Here is a 22,684-nt window from a genome sequence, read left to right on the forward strand (position 1 = left end):
GGGACGCCGGCCGTACATGCTCCTCTAGAGGCGCTGCCAGAGCGCGGGTGTGCCGGGCGGCTCCCAGCCGGGCAGGCTCGTGTGGCTCTGCAGGCACCGGTAGTTGGTGCCCTGGTAGCTCACGGTCGTGCCGGCCGTGTAGGAGGTGTACGGCGCCCATTCGTTGCCGGTGCTGCCCACGGTCAGGGTGAACGTGGCCGAGCGGTCCGTGCTGGTGCCGTCGCCGTTGAGCGTGATCGGATAGGTGCCGGCGGCGACCGAGGACGTCGTCGCGATCGACACCGCGGAGGTCTGGCCAGCCGAGATGGTGGCCGGGCTGAAGCTCACCGTCACGCCCTGGGGCGCTCCGGAGGCCGTCAGCGCGATCTGCTGGGCCTGGCCGGAGGTGACCTGGGTGTTGACGGTGGCGCTCGCGCTGCCGCCGGGCTGGACAGAGGCGGACGCCGGGCTGACCGAGAACGAGTAGTCGTTCTGGACCTGCCCGATCGTCAGGTTGAAGGCGGTCGAACGGTCGCTGTCGGCGCCGTCACCGTTGAGGGCGATCTGGTAGCTACCGTTCGCCGCCGCCGCTGACGCCGCGACCGTGACCGTCGAGGACTGGCCCGCCGAGATCGTCTGCGGGTTGAAGGAGACGGTCACCCCGGCCGGGACGCCGCCGGCGGAGAGGCTGACCAACTGCGTCTGGCCGGAGGTGACCGTCGTGGTGAGCGTCGTCGTCGCCGACTGGCCGGGCTGGAGGGTTGCCGAGGCCGGGCTCACCGCCATGGAGTAGTCGTTTTGCTGTGACTGGCCGACGGCCAGGGTCCACAGCGCGTGTGCGGCCGCGTCGGCGTTACGGTCGAGCGCGGTCGTGTTGATGTTGGACGGATAGGTGTCGCAGGCCGAGTGGTAGCAGCGGTCGAACGACTGGTTGGCCTGACCGCCCCACTTGGCGGCCTGGGCGGCCGTCTTGCGTTCGCTCGCCCCGGTGAAGACGCCGCCGACGCGTACGCCGGCGTTCTTGAACGAGGCGTGGTCGCTGCGTCCGTCGCCGATGCGCTCCGGCTCGGTCTGCACGCCGATCGAGGTGTAGTAGTCGTTGAACAGCCGCTGCAGGGCCACGTCGTCGTCATAGACGAAGTAGCCGGGGTTGGGCGAGCCGGTCATGTCGAAGTTGAGGTACGCCTCGACGCCCGCCGCACCCCCGTTCTGCACGTAGTACCGGGAGCCGATCAGTCCCTGCTCCTCGGCACCCCACCAGCCGAACCGGACGTGCTTGGTCACCGTCGGCCGCTGGCTGGCCAGGGTCAGGGCGATCTCCAGCAGGGCCGAGGAGCCCGAGCCGTTGTCGTTGATCCCCGGACCGGCGGCGACGCTGTCCAGGTGGGCGCCGAGCATGATGGTCTGGTTGGTCGGGCCGCCCGGCCAGTCGGCGATGAGGTTGCTGCCGCCGCTGAAGGTCTGGATCCGGGTGGTGTATCCGGCCGCGTCCAGCTTGCCCTTGATGTAGTTGACCGAGGCGTTGTACCCGGGCCGTCCCGAGGCCCGGTTACCGCCGTTGGCCGAGGCGATCGACTGGAGCTGGCTGAGGTGGGCTGTCACGTTCGCGACCGGGATGTTGGGCGGCGCGACAGCCTGAGCGCTCGTGGCGCCGGCGAGGGGGGCCAGGGCGGCCACCACGACGGTGACCAGCCCTGACACTAGGAGTTTCTTCACAGCGGCTGCCAGAGTGCGAGCACGTTCGGCGGCTCCCAGCCGGGCAGGCTGGTGTGGCTCTGCCGGCAGCGGTAGCTGGCGCCCTGGTAGGTGACGACCTGGCCGATCGTGTAGGAGGTGTACGGCGCCCATTCGGTGCCGGTGCTCCCCACGGTCAGCGTGTAGGTGGCCGTCTTGCTGCCACTGGTGCCGGTGCCGGTGAGCGTGATCGGGTAGGACCCTGCCGCGACACCGGAGGTCGTGGCGACGGTCACCTGCGAGCTCTGGCCGGCGGTGACGGTGGCCGGGCTGAAGGTCACCGTCACGCCCGAGGGCTGACCGGAGGCCGACAGCGCGACCTGCTGAGCGGAGCCGCTGGTCACCGTGGTGTTGATGGTGGTCTGGGCGGAGCCGCCCGGCTGAGTCGAGCCGGACGCCGGGCTGACCGCGAACGAGAAGTCGTCCTGGACCTGCCCGATCGTGAGGTTGTAGGTGGCGTTCTTGTCGACGGCCGTGCCGTCAGCGGTCACCTGTACGGCGTGGCCGCCCACGGGGCTGCCCGCCGAGGTCGACAGGGTCAGCGTCGAGGTCTGGCCGGCGGTGATCGTGGCCGGGTTGAACTGGGCCGTCACACCACTGGGCAGCGTGCCGACGCGCAGCGTGATCTGCTGGGCGTTGCCGCTGGTCACCGTGGTCCTGACCGTGGTGGTCACGCTGTCGCCCGGGTCGGTCTGGCCGGCGGCCGGGTCGAGCGCGAGTGAGAAGTCGTCGGTCGGGGCGGTGCAGGTCGGCTCGCCGGACTGGGCGCCCAGGCGGATGCCGTCGAAGGCGGCCTTGACCACGTTGAACTCGGCGCAGCTACCGGGCCACAGCTCCTTGGCGGACTGCAGCGCGGCCACGCGGACCTTGGTGTGCGTCCACGGGGACGTCTTCCTGTTCAGCGTGTTCATGAAGACCTGGGCGGCCTTGCGGACGCCGATGCCGACGATCGCCGGGCCGTTGTCGCAGCGGGTGCTGGCGGGCTTGCCCTGCGGGTTGGTGCCTTCGGCCATCAGGTAGAACCAGTGGTTCTGCGGGCCCGCACCGGCGTGCACCTCGGGGAAGGACCCCGGGGTGTAGCAGTTCGGGTGGCCGAGAGCCGACGGGTTGTACATGTTGCGGATCGGGCCGCCGCCGAGCGCGGGCTCCTCACCGACCAGGTAGTCCGGCGGGTCGTTCGGGTTGTTGGCGTAGTGCTCGGTGACGGCGCCGAAGATGTCACCGGTGGACTCGTTCAGGCCGCCGGCCTCGTTGCCGGAACCCGCGCCGCCGGGCGTGGTCTGGAAGATGGCGTGGCCGTACTCGTGGCCGACGACGTCCATCGAGACCAGGTTCTTGCGGGCGCTGGCGCCGTTGTGGCCGAAGTTGGTGTACGAGCCGTTCCAGAAGGCGTTGGCCTGGGCCAGGCCGACGCGCGCCGGGAAGCCGCCGCCGGAGCCGTTGATGCCGTTGCGGCCGACCCACTCCCGGAGCATGTCCCATTCCTTCTGGACTCCGTAGAGGACGTCGACGCAGGCGGTCGGCAGGTCGGTGGCGCCGCCGTTGCCCCAGGGGCTGGAACCGGTGAAGGCGGAGCCGTTCTGGCCGCCGCACTGGATGCCGCGGCGGTTGGGGTCGACCATCGAGGTGGCCTGCGTGTCGATGGTGACGGTCCCGACGTAGTGGGACCGGCCTTCGGCGGCCTTGACCAGCTCGACCTCGTCGATGACCGCGCCGGTCAGCGCGTCGACGTAGACGGTCCGGTTGTTGGACGGGCCGGTGACGGTGGTCGCGTACGCCAGCCGCGGGGTCTTGCTCGCGGCGTGGACGACCAGCGACGGCGCGCTGACGCTGTCCACCTTCTTGATCCGTGCCTGCGACGTGGCGGCGGCGGTGGCCGCGCTCACCTTGGCCGTGGTGCCGACGTTGATGACGGCTTGCTGGCCGGTGGTGACGTCGCTGACCGACTGGCCGGAGGCGTCCGTGGTGACGACGACCTCGCCGCCGTAGACGGGCAGGCCCTTGTAGGTGCGCGAGTAGGTCAGGAACTGCAGACCGTTCGCGCCGGGGGTGTTGGCCTGGAGGTGGTATGCGTCGTCCTGCGCGGTACGCAGGGAGGGGGCATAAGCAGCAAGCGCGCCCTGCGCCGAGGTGACGGCGCTCTTGGCCTCACTTGGAGTTGGGGGATCTTGTCCGGCCTGCGCCGCCTGGGGTACCAGGGCCAGCGCCAGCGCGACTAACGCGGCGGCCGACAGTTTGAGCTTGGGGTTCACTCTCGTGGCTCCTTGGGGGGTGTGAATCTGGCTGGAGTCAACCCCAAGCTGACATCGGGGGCTCACGGACCGTAACCCCACAATTTGTCATAACGTCACACTATGGGCGCCATGTCGCCGCAGCCACGCGTTGTATGTGGGGTTGCGCATGGCCTCCGACCAATAGGTCTTGGTGACCGCCTGGACGAGGTCCTTGGCGTGCGGAGCCAGCGCTCCGTGCTCGGTCCAGCCGATCAGGTGACGCATCTTCATCGGTGACCCGACCAGCGGCCGGATCACGATGCCGTCCCGCGCAGGGCTCGTGGCCTGGAACAATCCGACGCAGCGGCCCTCCGCGATCAGGTCCAGCGCGACGCTGAGGTCCACCTTGAACCCGACCATCGGCGAGAACCCGTGATCGGCGCACGCGGTCCAGAAATGCTCGCGCGGCCCCGACTCCAGCAGCGCGTGCTGCGCCCACTGCTCCTTGGCGAGATCCGCCAGATCGATCTCGTCGTGTGCCGCCAGAGGGTGACTGGCCGTCAACCCCACGAAGACCGGCTCGATCGCGATCTCGGCGTAGACGGCGCCCTGGGGCGGTTGCAGTTCGTGGCCGGGATAGTCGTCCAGGGTGGCCAGCTCGATGCGTTCCGACTCCAGCAGTCCGGGCAGGACCTCGGTCGTCTCTTCGGTACGAAGGCTGATCTCGGCCTCGGGTAACAGGCGGCGTAACGCCTTGGCCGCGTAGATGGCCAGCCGGGTGAGGGCACAGCCGACGCGGATGGTGTCGCGCTCGTCCCGCGCGTGGCGCCGGGCGTCACGCGCGAGATCGTCGAAGGCGGGTAAGACCGAACGCGACCTCAACAGCAGCCAGCGGCCTAAGGGAGTGGGCGTCGTCCCTTCGCGGCCCCGCTCGAACAGCGGGCCGCCGAACTGCCGCTCGATGCGGCGCAGCTGCGCTGCGAGCGCGGGCTGGGACATCCCGAGCGACGTCGCCGCCTTGGAGATGCTCCCGGTGTCCGCGATCGCACATACGACTCTGAGATGCCGGACCTCGAGCTCCACACTCTGAGAGTAAAAGTAAAGAAGCTTTCCAGTAAGACCCAATTCAGAATTCGCTGCTGACCTGGCGTTCACGGGCCCGACATGACCCGGCCGTGGGGCGTTCTACCTCGTGGTCTATCGGATTGGGGTCGATCGCGGCTTTTGCGGGGGATCGTGACCGTCACCTTGACAGCCGCCCGCTTCGGACCGGACAGGGGCGGGTGAAGGCGTCTGGGGTACGCGGCCGCGGCGGCCCGAGGCGGGGTCGCGCGCCGGACGCTTGCCGGGGCCGGAGGCGCGCGCGAGGGCGGTGCCGGGGGCGGGTTGTGGTGGTCGGGGCGCTGTCGGAGCCGCCGATCTGGCGGACCGTTCAAACCCCCGGGCTCTCGGACCCCTGGGCCGTTCGAGGGGTCGCCGGGATCCCCGGGCCCTCGCCAACGCGGCTGATCACGCAAACCCTCGGGGCGCTCCACCACGGCCCGGCCTCGGGCGCCGCTCACCACCACCGCATCCGGCACCGCCCCTCACAGCGCTGCCTGGCCCGTCGGAGGCCGGGGGGCCGGGTGGTCTGTGGGTGGGTGTGTGGGTCAGGGGGTGGGGTGGGTAGCGGCGGTGGTCAGGGCGTGGAAGAGGGCGGGGTCGTTGCCGGCCTCGGGGTGCCATTGGACGGCCACGGCGAAGGGGTGGGCGTCGAGTTCGATCGCCTCGACGGTGCCGTCTTCCGCGCGGGCGCTCACGGTCAGGCCGGTGCCCAGGCGGTTGACGGCCTGGTGGTGGTAGTGGGGGACGTTGAGCGGGTCCTGGCCGAGGATCTTGGCCAGGCGGGTGCCGGGTTCGGTGCTGACGGGCAGGTGCCCGAACGTGCCCGGCGCGGGGGAGTGGCCCTCGTGGCCGGTCACGTCGGGCAGGTGCTGGTGGAGGGAACCTCCGAGACTGACGTTGAGAACCTGGAGCCCCCGGCAGATGCCCAGGAAGGGCAGCCCGGCCTCCAGAGCCGCGGACATCAGGGCGAACTCCGCTTCGTCACGAAATTTCCGGATGTAGCCGACGCGGTCGTGGGCGGGCTCGTCGTACCGGGCGGGGTCGATGTCGCCGCCTCCGGCCACGATGAGGCCGTCCAGGCGGGTGACGAGCTCGGCGGGGTCGCCGGCCGGGGGCAGGATGACAGGCTGACCGCCCGCCGCCGCCACCTGCTCCACGTACATGTACGGCAGCAGCGCCGTGTCCATCTCCCACACGGTGAACCGCGCGGGCTCCACGTAACAGGTGATCCCGATGACGGGCCGCATGCTCATACCTCCATCCTCATCCATCCGCCTGCCCACCCGAAGCGCCGGCCAACACACCACGCGAGCACCTGGCTCCAGAAGGGGCCGAGGCGTGGCGCGCGGGTGGCCGGCCGGCCGTGGGAGCGGGTCTGCGTGGGTCGTCGCGGCGGCCCGCCCCGCGCGGCCGCCTGCCGTGGCCCTGGAGTGCCGCCCGCCCTGCGCGGCGGGTGGCGGGGGCGGTGGCTTGCCGTAACGGATCAAAGGCCCTTGAGAGATCGAGGCCCGTAGGACATCAGAGGGCCGTAAGACGTCAGAGGGCCGTAAGACGTCAGAGGGCACGTAAGACATCAGAGGCCTGCGAAGGGATCAGAACGGGGTGACGTACGCGCCGGAGATGCCGCCGTCGACGAGGAACTCGGAGCCCGTGATGAAGCTGGCGTCGTCGCTGGCCAGGAAGGCGACCGCGGCGGCGATCTCGGTGGCCTCGGCGAAGCGGCCGACCGGGATGTGGACCAGGCGGCGCTGGGCGCGCTCGGGGTCCTTCGCGAACAGTTCCTGCAGCAGCGGGGTGTTGACCGGCCCGGGGCACAGGGCGTTGACGCGGATGCCCTCGCGGGCGAACTGCACCCCGAGTTCGCGCGACATCGCCAGCACGCCGCCCTTGGAGGCGGTGTAGGAGATCTGCGAGGTCGCCGAGCCCATCACGGCCACGAACGAGGCGGTGTTGACGATGGAGCCCTTGCCCTGCCGCTGCATGTAGGGGATGACGTGCTTGCAGCAGAGGTACACGCTGGTGAGGTTGACCTCCTGCACGCGCCGCCAGGCGTCGATGCCGGTCTCCAGGATGGAGTCGTCGTCCGGCGGGGAGATGCCGGCGTTGTTGAAGGCGATGTCGACGCCGCCGTAGGTGTCGAAGGCGATCCGGTACATGCGGGCGACGTCGTCGTCGCTGGTCACGTCGGCCTTGACGAAGATCCCGCCGACTTCCTCCGCGGCCTTCTTGCCGGCCTCCTCGTCGATGTCGACGCAGACCACCCGGGCGCCCTCCTCGGCGAACCTGCGCGCCGTGGCCAGCCCGATCCCGCTGCCCGCACCGGTGATGACGGCGACGCGGTCCTGCAAACGCTGCATGTCTATGACTCCCAGGAGATGAAAACGTTTTTGGTCTCGGTGAAGGCGCTGAGGGCGTCGGGGCCGAGTTCGCGGCCCAGACCCGACTGCTTGAAGCCGCCGAACGGGGTCCAGTAGCGCACCGACGAGTGCGAGTTGACCGACAGGTTGCCCGCCTCGACCGCGCGCGCCACCCGCAGCGCGCGGCCGACGTCGCGGGTCCAGATGGACCCGCTCAGGCCGTAGGGGGTGTCATTGGCGATACGTACGGCGTCCGCCTCGTCCCGGAAGGCCACCACCGACACCACGGGCCCGAAGATCTCCTCGGTGAACGCGCGGTCGGTGACCCGCGAGGTGAGCACGGTGGGCGGGAACCAGTAGCCGGGCCCGTCCGGGCAGGCGCCCTGCAGGTGCGGCTCGGCGACGAACCCGCGTACCCGCTCCAGGTGCTCGGCGCTGATCAGCGGGCCCATCTCGGTGCTCTCGTCGAGGGGGTCGCCGACCTTGACCTCCAGTACGGCGGCGCCCAGCCTCTCCAGGAACTCCTCGTACACGGTGTGCTCGACCAGGATGCGCGATCGGGCGCAGCAGTCCTGCCCGGAGTTATCGAAGACGGCATACGGCGCGGTTTTCGCCGCTTTTTCGAGATCAGAGTCCTGGAAGACGATATTTGCGGACTTGCCGCCCAGCTCCAGCGTCAGCCGCTTCACCTGGCCCGCCGCCTTGGCGGCGATCTCCTTGCCCACCTCGGTCGAGCCGGTAAAAACGATTTTGGCGACGTCCGGATGCTCGACCAGCCGGGCGCCGGCGACCTCCCCGGCCCCGGGCAGCACCTGCAGCACACCCTCCGGCAGGCCCGCCTCCAGGGCCAGCTCGGCCAGCCGCAGCGCGGTCATCGGCGTCCACTCGGCCGGCTTCACGACCACGGTGTTCCCGGCCGCGAGCGCGGGCGCGACGCCCCAGGTCATGACGACCATGGGGAAGTTCCACGGCACGATCACGCCCACGACGCCCAGCGGCTCGTGGAAGGTGACGTCCACGCCGCCGGGCACGGGGATCTGCAGGCCGTGGTGGCGTTCCGGGGCGCCGGCGTAGAAGTGCAGCACGTCGCGGACGTTGCCGGCCTCCCAGCGGGCGTTGCCGATCGTGTGGCCGGCGTTGGCGACCTCCAGCTGGGCCAGCTCCTCGCCGTGACGGTCCACCAGGTCGGCGAACCGGCGCAACAGCCTGGCCCGGTCCCCCGGCGCCACCCCGCGCCAGCTCGCGTACGCCCGCTTGGCACGCTCCACCGCCCGGTCGGCCTCGGCCATGTCGGCGAGGTCGACCTCGGCCACCACGGCTTCGGTGGCCGGATTGATGATCTTCATGCTGGTCCCTTACAGACGTTCGAAGCCGCGGAACATTTCCCAGTCGGTGACCGCCGCGTCGAAGGCGGCCAGTTCGACGCGCGCGTTGTTGGCGTAGTGGGCCACGACGTCCTCGCCGAAGGACTCCCTGGCCAGTTTCGAGCCCTCGAACAGGGCGAGCGCGTCGCGCAACGTGTGCGGGACGGTCTCGGCGCCGGAGGTGTAGGCGTTGCCGGTGAAGGCGTCTTCGAGTTCGAGCTCGTGGTCGATGCCGTGCAGACCGGCCGCGATCAGCGCGGAGACGGCCAGGTAGGGGTTGACGTCGCCGCCGGGCACCCGGTTCTCCACGCGCAGCGAGTGGCCGTGGCCGACCAGGCGCAGCGAGCAGGTGCGGTTGTCCACGCCCCACTTGACGGCGGTCGGGGCGAAGCTGCCGGGCACGTACCGTTTGTAGGAGTTGATGTTCGGCGCGTAGAAGAGCGTGAGCTCGCGCATGAAGGCGAGCTGGCCGGCGATGAAGCGGGCGCCGAGCTCGGACATGCCGTGGGGTCCGTCTCCGGCCATCACCGGCTCGTCGGCGGTGCCGCGCAGGCTGATGTGGATGTGGCAGGAGTTGCCCTCGCGCTGGTTCGGCTTGGCCATGAAGGTGATCGAGCGGCCCTCCTGGGCGGCGATCTCCTTGGAGCCGGTCTTGTAGATCGAGTGGTTGTCGCAGGTCTTCAGCGCCTCGTCGTAGCGGAAGGCGATCTCGTGCTGGCCGAGGTTGCACTCGCCCTTGGCCGACTCCACATACAGTCCGGCGCCCTCCATCTCACGCCGGATCCGGCGCAGGAGCGGCTCGATGCGGGCGGTGCCGAGCAGGGAGTAGTCGACGTTGTAGAGGTTCGCGGGGGACATGTCGCGGTATCCGCGCTTCCACGCCTGCTCATAGGAGTCCTCGTAGACGCAGAACTCCAGCTCGGTGCCGACGAACGCCCGCAGGCCGCGCTCGTCCAGGCGGGCCAGCTGCCTGCGCAGGATCTGCCGGGGGGAGGCGGTCACGTCGGTGTCGTCCTCCCAGGTCAGATCGGCCATGAGCAGGGCGGTGCCCTCCTGCCAGGGGATCCGTCTGAGCGTCGAGAGGTCCGGTTTCATGACGAAGTCGCCATACCCGCGTTCCCACGACGACATCGCGTAGCCCTCGACGGTGTTCATGTCCACGTCCACCGCGAGCAGGTAGTTGCAGCCCTCGGAGCCGTGCCGCAGCACCTCCTCCAGGAAGAATCGCGCCGACAGGCGCTTTCCCTGCAATCTGCCCTGCATGTCGGCGACGGCGAGCAATACGGTGTCTATGCGCCCAGCAGCAACTTCGTCCCGCAGGTCGGAAACGGACAACAATCCGGTGCTCACGTGAGGATGCTCCGATCTGGCCACGGCGGTTTCCCGTTGATTGGGCTAGTGTTAGACCATTGAGGTCCATGGCGGGATCGATTGTCAAGGCCCTGTGGCGTTGGGGGGAGCGAAGCGTGAACCCGTTGACGGTGCTGCGCCCCGTGCGCGCGGGCAACGCGTTCGAGGAGACCGTGGAGCGGTTGCTCCAGGCCATCAAGCTGGGCGTCGTCGCGCCCGGCGAGAAGCTCCCGCCCGAACGCGAGCTCGCCGTCCAGCTCGGCATCAGCAGGGTGACGCTGCGCGAGGCCATCCGCGCCCTGCAGGACTCCGGCTTCCTCGATGTACGGCGCGGCCGTTACGGCGGTGCCTTCGTCACCTATGTCCCGCCACAGCCCGGCACCGGAGCCCTGCGCAAGGTCGTCGCCGACATGGGCAACGACGATCTCTCCGACGCCCTCACCTTCCGCATGGCCGTGGAGTGCGGCGCCGCGCAGGTGCTGGCCACGACCTCGCTCGACGAGGACCGCCGCCGGATCCTGCGCGCCCGCCTGGACGATCTCAACGCCGCCCAGCCAGGGGAGTACCGCCGCCTCGACACCGCCTTCCACCTGGCGATCGCCGAGCTGACCGGCTCCCCGCTGCTGGCCGCCACCTGCGCCGACGCCCGGTTGCGCGTCAGCGACCTGCTCAACGCCATCCCGATGCTCCAGGTCAACATCGATCACGCGGCCACCCAGCACGAGGCCATTGTGGCGGCGATCCTGTCCGGAGATCCGGAGGCGGCGCGGCGTGCCGTGTCCGAGCATCTGGAGGGCACCGCGGCGCTCCTGCGCGGCTTCCTGTCCTGAGGCTTCTGGCATCCTAGGAGGAGCGCGACTGGCGGCACAAAGGATGGAATCGACCATCGGGGAGCTCGTCGTGGAAGCCGACCGCCTGGGCGACCACGTTGCGAGGAGAGCCATGACCCGCATGCTTCCCGGCGGTCCGGTGGCGCAGAGTGTCCTGGAGGACGTCGCCGCGCGCGCCGCAGTACTGACTGCCAAGGGTGTGACACCGTCGCTGGCCACGATCCTGGTCGGTGACGACGACGCCAGTGCCGGATACATCAGGATCAAGCAGCGGCAGGCGGCGGAGCTCGGCTTCGACTCACCGCACACCCACCTGCCGTCCGACGCCACCCAGGCCGACCTCCACGCCGCCATCGCCGCCTACAACGACGACCCGGCGGTGCACGGGCTGCTGGTGCAGTACCCGGTGCCCGGTCACCTCGACTACGACGCGGCGCTGCAGTCCATGGACCCCGACAAGGACGTGGACGGCATGCACCCGCTCAACATGGGCAGGCTGTCCCTCGGCATGCCCGGACCGCTGCCCTGCACGCCTGCCGGAATCGAGGCGCTGCTCGCCTTCTACGAGATTCCGGTGGCGGGGCGGGAGGTCGTGATCCTCGGCCGTGGCGCCACCCTCGGCCGGCCGCTGGCCACGCTGCTCAGCCAGAAGCGGCCCACGGCCAACGCCGCGGTGACCGTGGTCCACACCGGCGTATCCGACTGGGCCCGCTACACGCGGCGGGCCGACATCCTCATCGCCGCGGCCGGGGTGCCGGGGATCATCCAGCCCGAGCACGTGAAGCCCGGGGCCGTCGTCGTCGGCGGGGGCGTTCGGTATGAGGGGCGGCGGTTGCTGCCCGACGTGGACGAATCGGTCGAGGCGGTGGCGGGGGCGATCACACCTCGGGTGGGCGGCGTGGGGCCGACGACGGTGGCGATGCTGTTCCGCAACGCGATCATGGCCGCGGAGAGGGCCGTGGGCGTTCCGGCGTGACCGCGTCTCGGGGCGCTGCGGTCTTTCCGGCGCGGACTGCCGTCGTCCTTCCGGAGCGACGCCGGTGGCCTAGCGACCTTCCGGCGTGATCGCAGGAGGCGTGGGCCCTTCCGGGGTGATCACGTGGACGACCCCGTCCGGCCAGGTGAGCGTGACCTCCAGCCCGTTCACCTCGGCCGAGGGGAGTTCGGGCAGTTCGTGGGCCAGGACGGCGGCGCTCACTCGCCAGCCGGCGGCGTCGGTGCCGGTGAGCGCCGGGACCAGGGCGGGCCTGCCGAACGCCGTGCCCTCGGGCGCCTCCAGCACCGAAGGCGTCACCGCCCCCGCCAACGGAACCAGCCAGGACCCCAGCCCGTCCACCGCCCACACAACGGCCCCACCCGCGGCCCCACCCGCGGCCCCACCCGCGGCCCCACCCGCGGCCCCACCCGCGGCCCGTCCGCCGGCCCCACCCGCGGTCCGTCCGCCGGAGCCACCCGCTCCGCCCGCTGTGTCCGTGGCCTGAACGGCGTAGCCGCCCACCCCATCCGCGACCGTTGTGACGGAGCCAGCCGTCTTGTTCGCGCCCGTCATGGCGGTGTCGCCCGCTCCGTTCGTGGCCTTTGCGATGGTTTCGCCTGCTACGTCTGTGACTTTTGCGGCGGCTTCGCCCGCAGCGTCCGCGCCCGCCATGGCGGTTTCGCCTGCTGCGTCCGTGCCTGTTGCCGCGGTTTCGCCCGTCCCCACCGTGCGGTCGCCTGGCGTGGCGTGGGCCAGTGCCCAGCCCGTCTCCCTGCCCACCTCGCCATAGTGCAGCCGCACCTCCACCTCCCCGCGCACCACGCTCACACTGGCCACCCCGCTTCCCTCGCCGAACGAGGCCGCCCAAGCGCCGTCGCCCAGCGCACCGGCGCCCCGAGGGACGATGCGCCCGCGGGGACCTGAGCCCGCGTGGTTGTCCGGGATGTCGGTGGCGGTGGTGGGGCCGGTGCGGGTGGAGTAGGCGTAGCGGTCGTAGAGCGGGTCGCCGGGGTGGTGCTGGCTGCCGTGGTTGACGACTCGGGCGAGGCCGCCGGTGTTCTGGACGATGAGGCCGGGACCGGCCAGCGCCTGGACTCCGCGCGGCCCCGGCTCCTCGGTGGCCGTCCAGACGGGGTGGCCGGCGGGCAGGAGGAGGCCGGCGAACGCCTTCGCCGCCCAGTACGGCGAGGCGAACCCCGAGTACCCCTGCAGCGACGGTTCGTGCGGCCCGTGCCAGCCGAGCGTGAGAATGCCCTCCGGTGACAGGGCGTCGTGCTCCAGGAAACGGCGGAGCGTGGCCGAGGCGATGCCTCTGGTCTGGCCGGGTGTCAGCGGGGTGGACTCGGCCAGCGCACCGGCGAAGAGCGAGGCGGCCGAAGCGAAGCGATAGGTGAGCGATCGGCCGTGATAGAGCATGCCGCCTTCGTTGTCGAACATCCGCGCATAACCGGTCAGGAACTCCTTGAGCCGCCCGCCGTACTTCCCGACGGGGGTTTTGGACAGCAGCGCGAGCAGGACCGGATACAGGTGCATCGCCCAGCCGTTGTAGTGGTCGAAGGAGCGGTTGGCGCCGTCGGAGTACCAGCCGTCGCCGGTGTACCAGGGCTCGATGCGCTCCAGGCCGCGCCGCACGGCCGTCTCTGCCTCCTCGGCGTGGAACCCGGCGGACGCCAGGAAACCGCCCACCATGACGGGAAACAGCCACCAGTTGTTGTCCACCGGCTCATGCCGGAGCGCTCCGGCCAGGTACCCGGCTACGCGATCCTGGACGTCAGCGGGCAGGTGGTCCCAGAGCCGCTCGCGGGTGAGCCACAGCCCGATGGCGATCGACGCCGCCTCGACCATGGGCTGAGTACGGTCCCCGACAGGCTCCCAGACCTCCGGCCCGGCCCGCAGCCCGCGCCCGTAAGGTTCGAGCAGCTCGACCGGCCCCCCACCGGCCACCCGGAAGGCGGCGAGCAGGAACGTCCTCGCGTACCCCTCCAGGCCATCGCATCGCGACGAGCTCTCCCGGCCGGGCAAAGTGATCACAGCACCGTCCACGGAGCGATACGGTTCCACCGCGCCCAGCAGCCCGTCGGCCACCGCCTCCCAGTGGGCACGGGTCCACCCCGTGAGCGGGCTGAGCGAACGGTCCTCCGGCGGAAGGGGAAACATGCACCACTCCAAGGGATCTCCGACTGTGATCGAACGAAAGCATACGTTCATATCCGCACGCTAGGATCAGCAACGACCGAGTCGAAGGGGCCACCGTGTTCGTCGAGCAACGCCATGAACTCATCCTGCGCGAGGTGAGCGAGCGCGGATCCGTGCGGCTCACCGACCTGGTCGAGCGCGTCGGCGTCTCCATGGTCACCCTGCGCAGAGACGTGGAACACCTGGCCGGGCAGGGGTTGCTCAAGCGTGTGCACGGCGGCGTGACCAGGGTCCGCACCGACCTGCCGGGCTCACCCGCCGCCGCCGACACCCCCACGGCGCCCGGCACCGGCGACACCGGCCTGACCATCGGCATGCTCGTGCCATCGGCCACCTACTACTACCCGGCCGTCATCAAAGGTGCCCGCGAACAGGCCGCCAAACTCGGGGCGAGGCTGGTGCTCGGCGTCTCCCGCTACGACGAGGCCGAGGAACGCCTCCAGGTCGCCCAGCTCGTCGCCGGAGGCGGAGTGGAGGGCCTGCTGCTCACCACGACCCGTCAGCCCGACGAGTCCCACGGAGACTGGCTCGCCGGCCTGAAGGTGCCCACGGTCCTGGTGGAGCGCCGGGCGGGACTGGGCGGCCCCGCCTCCCTGCTGGACGCCGTCGCCTCCCACCACGCCCACGGCGCCTTCCTCGGCGTCCGCCACCTCGCCGACCTGGGCCACCGACGCGTCGCCATGGTCACCCGCGAAAGTCCCACGGCCCCGCGCGTACGCCAGGGCTTCGAAGCGGCGCTGCGCGACCTCGACCTGTCCGGCTACGCCGACCTCGGCATAGACCAGGAGGGCCCGTCCCACCACCAGGTGGGTGACGTCGTGCGCGCGGTCCGCGCCGAGGGAGTGACGGCGCTGCTCGTCCACAACGACGAGGACGCGTTGCTCCTGGTCCAGCACCTGCGCTCAGCGGGCGTCACGATCCCGGACGAGGTCTCCATCGTCGCCTACGACGACGAGGTGGCCGCCCTGAGCGACCCGCCGCTGACCGCCGTAGCCCCCCCGAAAAGCGCGGTGGGCGCCCACGCCGTAGACCTCCTGATCCGCCGCCTGACCACCGGCCCCCACACCCCCCGCCAACACATCGCCCTCCTCCCCGAACTCCGCCCCCGCGCCTCCACCCGCCCAATCTGATCGCTTTCTCTTTCGCTTTTCGCTCTTTCTCGCTCCTCTTGCTTCCCACCTGCAGCGCTGTGTCCGCTGCCCTGCCCTCCTCGCGCCGCTCGCCCCACGCCGCTCGTGGTGCCACTCCCGTGCGTGATGCGCTCGCCTTCGTGACGCGCCCGCCTTCGTGCTGCGCTCGCCTTCGTGCTGCGCTCGCCTTTGTGCTGCGCTCGCCATCGTGTTGCGCGCTTTCCGTTACGGCAGGCCACTCTGCCCGCCCCGCCGTCGTGAGCCGCCGCCTGTCGAGCGCTGGTCGTGAGGGCTCACGGGGTCGCTCGCCGTAACAACTCCGCTCTTGCCCAGCCACCGTGCCCCACGTCCGCGCCGTACTACGGCGCCGAACGCCACCGACCACCCTCCCGCCGCCCGGCGCCGAAAAGCGCAGGTGGCCCGCCACCGACCGCGTCCCGGCCTGCGCGTCCCGGCCTGCGCGTCCCGGCCTGCGCGTCCCGGCCTGCGCGTCCCGGCCTGCGCGTCCCGGCCTGCGTGTCCGGGCTTTGCGTGTCCGGGCTTGCGTATCCCCACCCGTTGTCGTGGTGTTGAGCCCCTTTAGCCCGCATGGCTGTCGGGACTGCGCGGTGGGGGCGTAGCCCTGGGGGTGGGGTTTCGAGATGGAGTTGTGATGATCGAATGGTAGACATGTGTTCGGTTGTGAGCGAATGATGCTCCAGAACGATCGTATTTCGATCGATTGCGGAGAAGGAGCATCGATGGAGCGTAAACGCGCCGCCGCCGGTCTTGCTGGGCTGCTGGCCGGGATCACCATGCTCGCGGCCTGCGGCGGTGGGGGGCAGGAGACCGCCGGTACCGGGGCGGGTGGGCAGCCGGTTACCGTCACGTTCTGGGGGTGGGCCAAGGGCACTCAGCAGGTCGTGGACGCCTTCAACAAGTCGCACAAGGACGTTCAGATCAAGTTCGAGGAGATTCCCTCCGGCAACGCCGGTGGCTATGCGAAGTTCGCCAACGCCGTCAAGGCCGGCAACGCGCCTGATGTCATGTCGATCGAGTATCCCCAGCTGCCCGACTTTGTTAATCAGGGCGCGTTGCAGGACATCACCGCCGTTACCGCTGACGTCAAGGGGAAGTATCCGGGCTCGGTCTTCAGCCTGGTCGAGCTGGGCGGGAAGACCTGGGGGGTGCCTATGGACGCGGCTCCGCAGGTGTTCTTCTATCGCAAGGATCTGTTCGAGAAGAACAAGATCGAAGTGCCCGCGACCTGGGATGAGTTCAAGGCTGCCGCGGTCAAGGTGAAGAAGGCGGACGGCAAGGCGCGGATCGCCACGTTCTTCCCCGATGATCCCAGTGTGCTGGCCGCGCTGGCGTGGCAGGCGGGGGGTAAGTGGTTCGGGACCGAGAGTGACGCCTGGAAGGTGTCGATCGCGGACGAGGCCACGAAGAAGGTCGCCGGCTACTGGCAGGACCTGGTCAAGGACGACCTCGTGCACGTGCAGGCCTCGTTCTCGCAGCCGTGGAACGCCGCCTTCGAGGACGACACCCTCTGGGGCTACGTCGGCGCCAACTGGGGCGCGGGCGTCATGAAGAGCGGCCACGCGGGCCAGTCCGGCAAGTGGGCGATCGCGCCGGTGCCGCACTGGGGGACCCCGTCCAGTGGCATGCTCGGTGGCACGACTTTCGGTGTCTCCAAGAACAGTGAGAACAGTAAGCAAGCGATCGAGGTCATTAAGTGGCTGACCGGTTCTGAGCAGGCTTGGACGGCCCGCCTGGCCTCCGGGACCTCCAGTGGCTTCCCTGCCATCGCCGACCTGGTGCCGGTCGCGGCCAAGAGCTTCGACGCCTCGTTCTACGGCGGTCAGGACATCTACGCGCTGTTCTCGGAGTCGTACAAGACGATTCAGCCGGGCTGGACGTGGGGGCCGAGCATGGTGCAGACCCTCACCGCCTTCAAGGACTCGCTCGGCAAGGTGAGCACCGGTGAGACCACGATCCCGTCGGTCCTGGACACCGTGCAGACCGCGACGGTCAACGAGATCAAGGCCCGCGGGCTGAACGTCGCCGCCCAGCAGTGACACCGGTACGGCGCGCCCCGCCGTACCGGAAAGATCCCGCCGTGCCGGAAAGGCGCCGTCGAGAGAGCCGTGACGAAAGTGTCCGCACCGTAGCGGAGAGATCCGCGCCGTGACGGAAAGATCCCGCCGCATCGGAGGGATCCGCGCCGGACCAAAGGATCACGCCGTGCCGGAAGGGTCCGCGACCTACCCCGGAAGGGTCCGCGACCTACCCCGGAAGGGTCCGCGACCTACCCCGGAAGGGCTCGCGGCCAACCCCGGGATCCACCCCGAAAGGGGTCGCGGCTCGCCCCGGAAGGGTTCGCGGGCCACCCCGAAGAGGTTCGCGGCGTATTGGAAATGGTCGATGACAAAGGAGCAGCATGCGCAGTGAGGCGGCGCGGCGGCGGGGAGCGGTTGTGCTCTTCGTGGGGCCGTTCTTCGTGCTCTTCGCCGCGGTGATCGTGGCGCCGCTGGCCTACGCGGTCTACCTGAGCCTGTTCAGTGAGAAGTCCTCGGGGCTCGGGTTCGGTGGGACCGAGACGGTCTTCGTCGGGCTGGGGAACTACCTGGACACGCTCAAGGACAAGGCCTTCACCGACGGGTTCCTGGTGATCGCCGGGTACTGCCTGCTCTACATCCCGCTGATGATCGGCGGGGCGCTCGGGCTGGCGTTGCTGCTCGATTCGGGGCTGGCGCGGCTGCGGAGGTTCTTTCAGCTGGCGTTGTTCATGCCACATGTCGTCCCGGGCGTCATCGCGGGGCTGATCTGGCTCTATCTCTATCTGCCGGGGATCAGCCCGATCGTGGATCTTCTGGGCGGGGTCGACTTTCTCGGTGGCGGGGCTGTGCTCGGGTCCATCGTCAACGTCGCGCTCTGGGAGTGGATCGGCTACAACATGATCATCTGCTTCGCGGCGCTGCAGGCCATTCCGGCCGAAGTGCTGGAGGCGGCGCGGATGGACGGCGCGGGCCGGTTGCGGACCGCCTTCCGCGTGAAGCTGCCGCTCATTCGCGGCGCGGTCGTCACGACGCTGCTGTTCACGATCATCGGCTCGCTGCAGTTGTTCACCGAGCCCATGGTGTTCGACAACTCCAGCGACGGCGTCGTCAGCACCTGGACCCCGAACATGTACGCCTACAACGAGGCGTTCGGCAACAACGACTACGGCCAGGCGGGCGCCGCCTCGATCCTGCTGGCGCTGCTGGCCGCCGTGATGTCGTACGTCGTCACCAAGTGGAGCAACCGCCGATGAAGTGGATGTCCCGGGCGACGGTCAACCTCTTCCTGGTGATCGCCGCTCTCTACACGCTGCTGCCGCTGACGTGGCTGCTGTTCGCCTCGACGAAGACACTCGACGACCTGTACGGCACGCCGGGCTTCGCCTTCGCCGACTTCAGCCTGATCGACAACATCCGGGCCGTGAGCATCGAGAACGGCGGCATCTTCTTCCGCTGGTACCTCAACAGCGTCCTGTACGCGGGGGCCGGAGCGGCGGTGAGCGCGCTGATCTCGGTGATGTGCGGCTTCGCCTTCGACAAGTACGCCTGGTTCGGCAAGGAGAAGATGTTCGGCCTGGTGCTGCTCGGCGTGCTGGTACCGACCACGGCGACGGCGCTGCCGCTGTATCTGCTGGCCTCGAAGGTGGGTGTGGTCAACACGTTCTGGGCGGTGTTCGTCCCGGCGCTGGTGCATCCATTCGGGGTCTACCTGTCCCGCGTGCTGTCGGCCGGTTACGTACCCAATGAAGTGCTTGAAGCGGCGCGTTCGGACGGTGCGGGGGAGGTGCGGGCGTTCGTGAAGGTGGCGCTGCCGATGTTGCTGCCCGCGTTCGTGACGATCTTCCTGTTCCAGTTCACGGCGATCTGGAACAACTTCTTCCTGCCGCTGGTCATGCTCAACGACCAGCATCTCTACCCGCTCAGCCTGGGACTGTTCACGTGGGAGAAGCAGGGCAACGCCTTCCCCGAGTTCCACACGCTGGTGATCACGGGCTCGCTGCTGTCGGTGGTGCCGCTGCTGGTCGTGTTCATGTCGCTGCAGCGGTTCTGGAAGGCCGGGATGACGGCGGGCAGCGTCAAGTGAGCGATTTCTCGGGGGATGTCATGAAGAGGCCCAGGACGCTGGTCGCCATGGGCGCGCAGGTCGCGCGGCGGCTGCTGCGCGAACCGGTCAGAAGCCGCCTGGCGCTGGTCGCCGACGTGGACCCGGATCTGGTGGTGACCGACTTCGCCGACGCCGACCTGGCCGAGGTGGAGGTGCTCTACACCTCGTGGGGCTGTCCGATGGTCACCGCCGAGGTGCTGGCCAGGGCGCCCCGGCTGCGCGCGATCGTGCACGCGGCGGGGTCGGTCAAGCACCACGTGAGCGAGGCCTGCTGGCAGCGCGGCATCAAGGTCTCCACCGCCGCGGCCGCCAACGCGGAGCCGGTGGCGGAGTTCACGCTGGCCGCGATCCTGTTCGCGAACAAGCGGGTGTTCGACATCGCCCGCGACTACCGCGCGAACCGGGCCGACGGCGACTGGGACGCCCGCTATCCCGGCTTCGGCAACTACCGCCGCACGGTCGGCGTCGTGGGCGCCTCCAGGATCGGGCGGCGGGTGATCGAACTGCTGAAACCGTTCGACCTGGACGTTCTGGTCAGCGACCCGTACCTGCGCGAGGACCTGGGCGCCGAGCGGGTGAGCCTCGACGAGCTGGTCACGCGGAGCGACGTCGTCAGCGTCCACGCCCCGGACCTGCCGGAGACCCGCCACATGATCGGCAAGGACCGGCTCGCGGCCATGCGCGACGGCGCCACGCTGATCAACACCGCCCGCGCGGCCCTGGTCGACCAGGACGCGCTCACCGCCGAGCTGACCTCGGGCCGCCTCCATGCCGTGCTCGACCACACCGCCCCGGAGATCCTGCCGTCCGGCTCCGTCCTCTACGACCTGCCGAACGTGCTGGTCACCCCGCACATCGCCGGTTCGCTCGGCGGCGAGCTGGCCCGCATGGCCGATCTCGCCGTGGACGAGCTGGTCCGCTACGCCCGCGGCCTGCCCTTCGCGCACGGAGTGGAGCCCGCGAGCCTGTCCCGCTCCGCCTGATCCCGACCTTCCGCCTGATCCCCACCTTCTTGCTGAATCCGACCTTCTGGAGAGCAAACCTATGCGCTTAACCCCCCGCCTGGCGCTCCTGGCCGCGCTCGTCGCGGCCTGCGCCGGGCTGACCGCCGCCCCGGCCCAGGCCGCCGCCGCGCGTAACTTCTTCGTCGACTGCCAGGCCGCCCCCGGCGGTTCCGGCCGTGACGCCGCCGGACCACTCACCGTGCTGGCGCAGGTCAACGCGATCGCGTTCCGCGCGAAGGACACGGTCAGGTTCCGCGCGGGCACCGTCTGCACCGGCCGCCTCGAACCACTCGGATCCGGTACGGCGGGCCGCCCCGTCACCTTCACCTCCTACGGCACCGGCCCCAAGCCGATCATCCAGGGCGACGGCGGCGAGTGGGCCGTTCACCTGGTCGACAACAGCCACGTCACCATCGAGAAGCTGCATATCACCAACCCGGCGCGGACGACGGGCAAGCGGACCGGCGTGCAGTACAACTCCACGACGGCCGCGCCCAAGGCCGGGCTGGTGCTGCGCGACCTGGAGATCTCCGACGTCGCCGGGTGGGGCGACAAGACCGGCGCGAACGCCTCCTGGTTCGCCTACTCCGCGGGCATCAGCATCCAGGCGCTGCCCGACGGAGTGCCGGGCCCGATCGACGGCATCACGATCACCGGCAACCACATCCACGACACCGGCGGTGGCGGGATCAAGATCAGCCGGAAGGGCAACGACTACCACCGCAACGTGCTCATCGCCCGCAACACGATCAGGGCGGTCGGCGGCGACGGCATCGTGGTGCACGCCTCGGACCGGCCGCTGGTGGAGCACAACTTGTTCGACGAGGGCGGGGCCGGGAAATACCCGTACGTCGACGGAAATTTCGCGGGCATGTGGCCGATCAACTCGGTGGACCCGATATTTCAGTACAACGAGGTGACCCGCCAGCGGCCCACCATCTACGACTCCACCGCCTGGGACTGCGACGGCGGCATCAAGGGCACCTGTCTCTACCAGTACAACTACTCGCACGACAACGCCGGAGGCTTCTTCCTCGGCTGCCAGGGCTGCACCGAGTTCCCCAACTACAAGGCGACCGCCGTCCTGCGCTTCAACATCGCCCAGGACGACTGCCGTATCGCCAACACCGACAACGCGCCCTTCCGCGTCTACAACAACACCTTCTTCTGCTCCAGCCAGAAGGTAGACATGCGGCTCAACCAGGACACGCGCCTCGTCAACAACATCTTCTACGCCGCCCACGGCGCCTTCCCGACCGGCACCGGCATCTCCTACGACGCCAACGTCTACCACGGCGGCATCACCCCGCCCGCCGGTGACGCCCGCGGCATCACCGCCGACCCCGGTCTGGCCGCGCCCGGCACCGCCACCGGCGCCGGTGACGTGGACGGCTACAAGCTGCTCGCCGGATCGCCCGCCCTGGGCACCGGGGCGGCCGTGGACGGGCTGGGCGCCCGTGACTACTTCGGCAACCCGTTGACGACGCTCAGCAGGGGCGCCTACTCGGGGGCGCCTGTGGTGGCGGAGCCGTACCGGAGGATCGAGGACGCCTACAACAACGTCGGCGTCAGCTCCGACCTCAACCCGAACACCGGCGGGTTGTCCACCAGCGGACGCAGCTATTCGGGGCAGGGGCTGGAGAAGGCCGGGCTCGTTCCCGGGCGGCCGGTGAGCGTGCTCGGCGCGTCGTTCGTGTGGCATCCACGCCCGTACGGCTGGGCCGACAACGTGAAGGCGGCCGGTCAGACCATCCGGATGCCCGGGAAGGGGGCGAACCTCGTGGTGCTGGGGACCGGGGTGTTCAAGGTGCGGGAGGGCGAATTCACCGTTACCTACACCGATGGCAGTACCGAGGCGAAGACCGTGCGGTTCGGGGACTTCTGGGATGCCGGGGCGCCTGCCGGTGGCGTCGTGGTCGCTCGTACGGACTATCACAACATCACCCAGACCAGCCACAAGAACCCGGCCACCGGACAGACCCGCGAATCGGGCGTCACGGTCTTCGGGTACTCGGTCCCCTTGGACCCGGGCAAGACGGTCGCCTCGGTCACGCTGCCCGAGGGGAGCCCGCTCGCGGATGCCGGTCTGCACGTTTTTGACATGAAGGTCACCGGCTGACCGCATGACACCCACCACCCCACACCTCACCAGAGCGCCATCTCGTGGCGGAGCGCCGCACCCGGAGCGATCCGAGCGACCAGGGCAGAGCGGGCGATCCGGGCGGCAGCCTGAGCGACAAGGGCCCTCCGGTCTGGGCTGGTGGTGGGTTCTTGCTCTGGCTGTCACCGCGATGCTCGTCACCG

General features: G+C 69.7%; 16 protein-coding genes and 1 riboswitch. Of the genes, 8 read left to right on the forward strand and 8 right to left on the reverse strand.

The window, feature by feature from the left end; translation table 11 throughout:
- Positions 1-24: 24 nt before the first annotated feature.
- From ACIBI5_RS36095 to ACIBI5_RS36125, 7 genes are all read right to left on the reverse strand, one after another.
- Complete coding sequence (locus tag ACIBI5_RS36095; protein WP_397253400.1) at positions 25-1,695, reverse strand: M28 family peptidase; 1,671 nt, start codon at positions 1,693-1,695, stop codon at positions 25-27.
- The gene (locus ACIBI5_RS36100; RefSeq protein ID WP_397253402.1) at positions 1,692-3,965 is read right to left on the reverse strand and encodes a M4 family metallopeptidase; all 2,274 of its coding nucleotides are present in this window, start codon (positions 3,963-3,965) and stop codon (positions 1,692-1,694) included. Before ACIBI5_RS36100 ends, ACIBI5_RS36095 begins: the two co-directional genes overlap by 4 nt.
- Before the next feature lie 87 nt (positions 3,966-4,052).
- Positions 4,053-5,009, reverse strand: a complete 957-nt coding sequence (locus ACIBI5_RS36105) for a LysR family transcriptional regulator (RefSeq protein WP_379609224.1) — start codon at positions 5,007-5,009, stop codon at positions 4,053-4,055.
- 566 nt (positions 5,010-5,575) lie between these two features.
- Positions 5,576-6,283 (reverse strand): gamma-glutamyl-gamma-aminobutyrate hydrolase family protein, encoded by a 708-nt coding sequence (locus tag ACIBI5_RS36110; RefSeq protein WP_397253404.1) that lies wholly within the window; start codon positions 6,281-6,283, stop codon positions 5,576-5,578.
- Between the two features lie 339 nt (positions 6,284-6,622).
- Positions 6,623-7,387, reverse strand: coding sequence for a 3-oxoacyl-ACP reductase (locus ACIBI5_RS36115; RefSeq protein WP_397253406.1), 765 nt, complete (start codon positions 7,385-7,387; stop codon positions 6,623-6,625).
- Between the two features lie 2 nt (positions 7,388-7,389).
- The gene (locus tag ACIBI5_RS36120; RefSeq protein WP_397253408.1) at positions 7,390-8,733 is read right to left on the reverse strand and encodes an aldehyde dehydrogenase family protein; all 1,344 of its coding nucleotides are present in this window, start codon (positions 8,731-8,733) and stop codon (positions 7,390-7,392) included.
- 9 nt (positions 8,734-8,742) lie between these two features.
- A complete protein-coding gene (locus tag ACIBI5_RS36125; protein WP_397253410.1) occupies positions 8,743-10,101 on the reverse strand; it encodes a glutamine synthetase family protein in 1,359 nt (452 codons plus the stop codon).
- 125 nt (positions 10,102-10,226) lie between these two features.
- Here ACIBI5_RS36125 and ACIBI5_RS36130 point away from each other — a divergent pair, with 125 nt between their 5' ends.
- Positions 10,227-10,931, forward strand: a complete 705-nt coding sequence (locus ACIBI5_RS36130) for a FadR/GntR family transcriptional regulator (RefSeq protein WP_397253737.1) — start codon at positions 10,227-10,229, stop codon at positions 10,929-10,931.
- A 14-nt stretch (positions 10,932-10,945) separates the two neighbouring features.
- Positions 10,946-11,029: riboswitch (ZMP/ZTP riboswitch) on the forward strand.
- Positions 11,030-11,043: 14 nt separating this feature from the next.
- On the forward strand, positions 11,044-11,907 hold the full coding sequence (locus ACIBI5_RS36135; protein WP_397253412.1) for a bifunctional 5,10-methylenetetrahydrofolate dehydrogenase/5,10-methenyltetrahydrofolate cyclohydrolase: 864 nt from the start codon (positions 11,044-11,046) through the stop codon (positions 11,905-11,907).
- 69 nt (positions 11,908-11,976) lie between these two features.
- On the opposite strand, the gene ACIBI5_RS36140 is transcribed toward ACIBI5_RS36135, so the two are convergent.
- Complete coding sequence (locus tag ACIBI5_RS36140; protein ID WP_397253414.1) at positions 11,977-14,064, reverse strand: DUF2264 domain-containing protein; 2,088 nt, start codon at positions 14,062-14,064, stop codon at positions 11,977-11,979.
- A 95-nt stretch (positions 14,065-14,159) separates the two neighbouring features.
- On the opposite strand from ACIBI5_RS36140, the gene ACIBI5_RS36145 reads away from it, so the two are divergent.
- The 6 genes from ACIBI5_RS36145 to ACIBI5_RS36170 all read left to right on the forward strand — a co-directional run bounded on the left by ACIBI5_RS36145 (position 14,160) and on the right by ACIBI5_RS36170 (position 22,499).
- The gene (locus ACIBI5_RS36145) at positions 14,160-15,233 is read left to right on the forward strand and encodes a substrate-binding domain-containing protein (protein ID WP_397253416.1); all 1,074 of its coding nucleotides are present in this window, start codon (positions 14,160-14,162) and stop codon (positions 15,231-15,233) included.
- A 689-nt stretch (positions 15,234-15,922) separates the two neighbouring features.
- Positions 15,923-17,290 (forward strand): ABC transporter substrate-binding protein, encoded by a 1,368-nt coding sequence (locus ACIBI5_RS36150; protein WP_397253418.1) that lies wholly within the window; start codon positions 15,923-15,925, stop codon positions 17,288-17,290.
- Positions 17,291-17,652: 362 nt separating this feature from the next.
- A complete protein-coding gene (locus tag ACIBI5_RS36155; protein ID WP_397253420.1) occupies positions 17,653-18,525 on the forward strand; it encodes a carbohydrate ABC transporter permease in 873 nt (290 codons plus the stop codon).
- Positions 18,522-19,355: a carbohydrate ABC transporter permease gene (locus ACIBI5_RS36160; protein ID WP_397253422.1), complete on the forward strand. Its 834-nt coding sequence runs from the start codon at positions 18,522-18,524 to the stop codon at positions 19,353-19,355. Before ACIBI5_RS36155 ends, ACIBI5_RS36160 begins: the two co-directional genes overlap by 4 nt.
- 20 nt (positions 19,356-19,375) lie before the next feature.
- Positions 19,376-20,359, forward strand: coding sequence for a hydroxyacid dehydrogenase (locus tag ACIBI5_RS36165; RefSeq protein WP_397253424.1), 984 nt, complete (start codon positions 19,376-19,378; stop codon positions 20,357-20,359).
- 61 nt (positions 20,360-20,420) lie between these two features.
- The gene (locus ACIBI5_RS36170; RefSeq protein WP_397253426.1) at positions 20,421-22,499 is read left to right on the forward strand and encodes a right-handed parallel beta-helix repeat-containing protein; all 2,079 of its coding nucleotides are present in this window, start codon (positions 20,421-20,423) and stop codon (positions 22,497-22,499) included.
- Positions 22,500-22,684: the final 185 nt, after the last annotated feature.

Source organism: Nonomuraea sp. NPDC050540, assembly GCF_044457485.1.
GTDB lineage: Bacteria > Actinomycetota > Actinomycetes > Streptosporangiales > Streptosporangiaceae > Nonomuraea.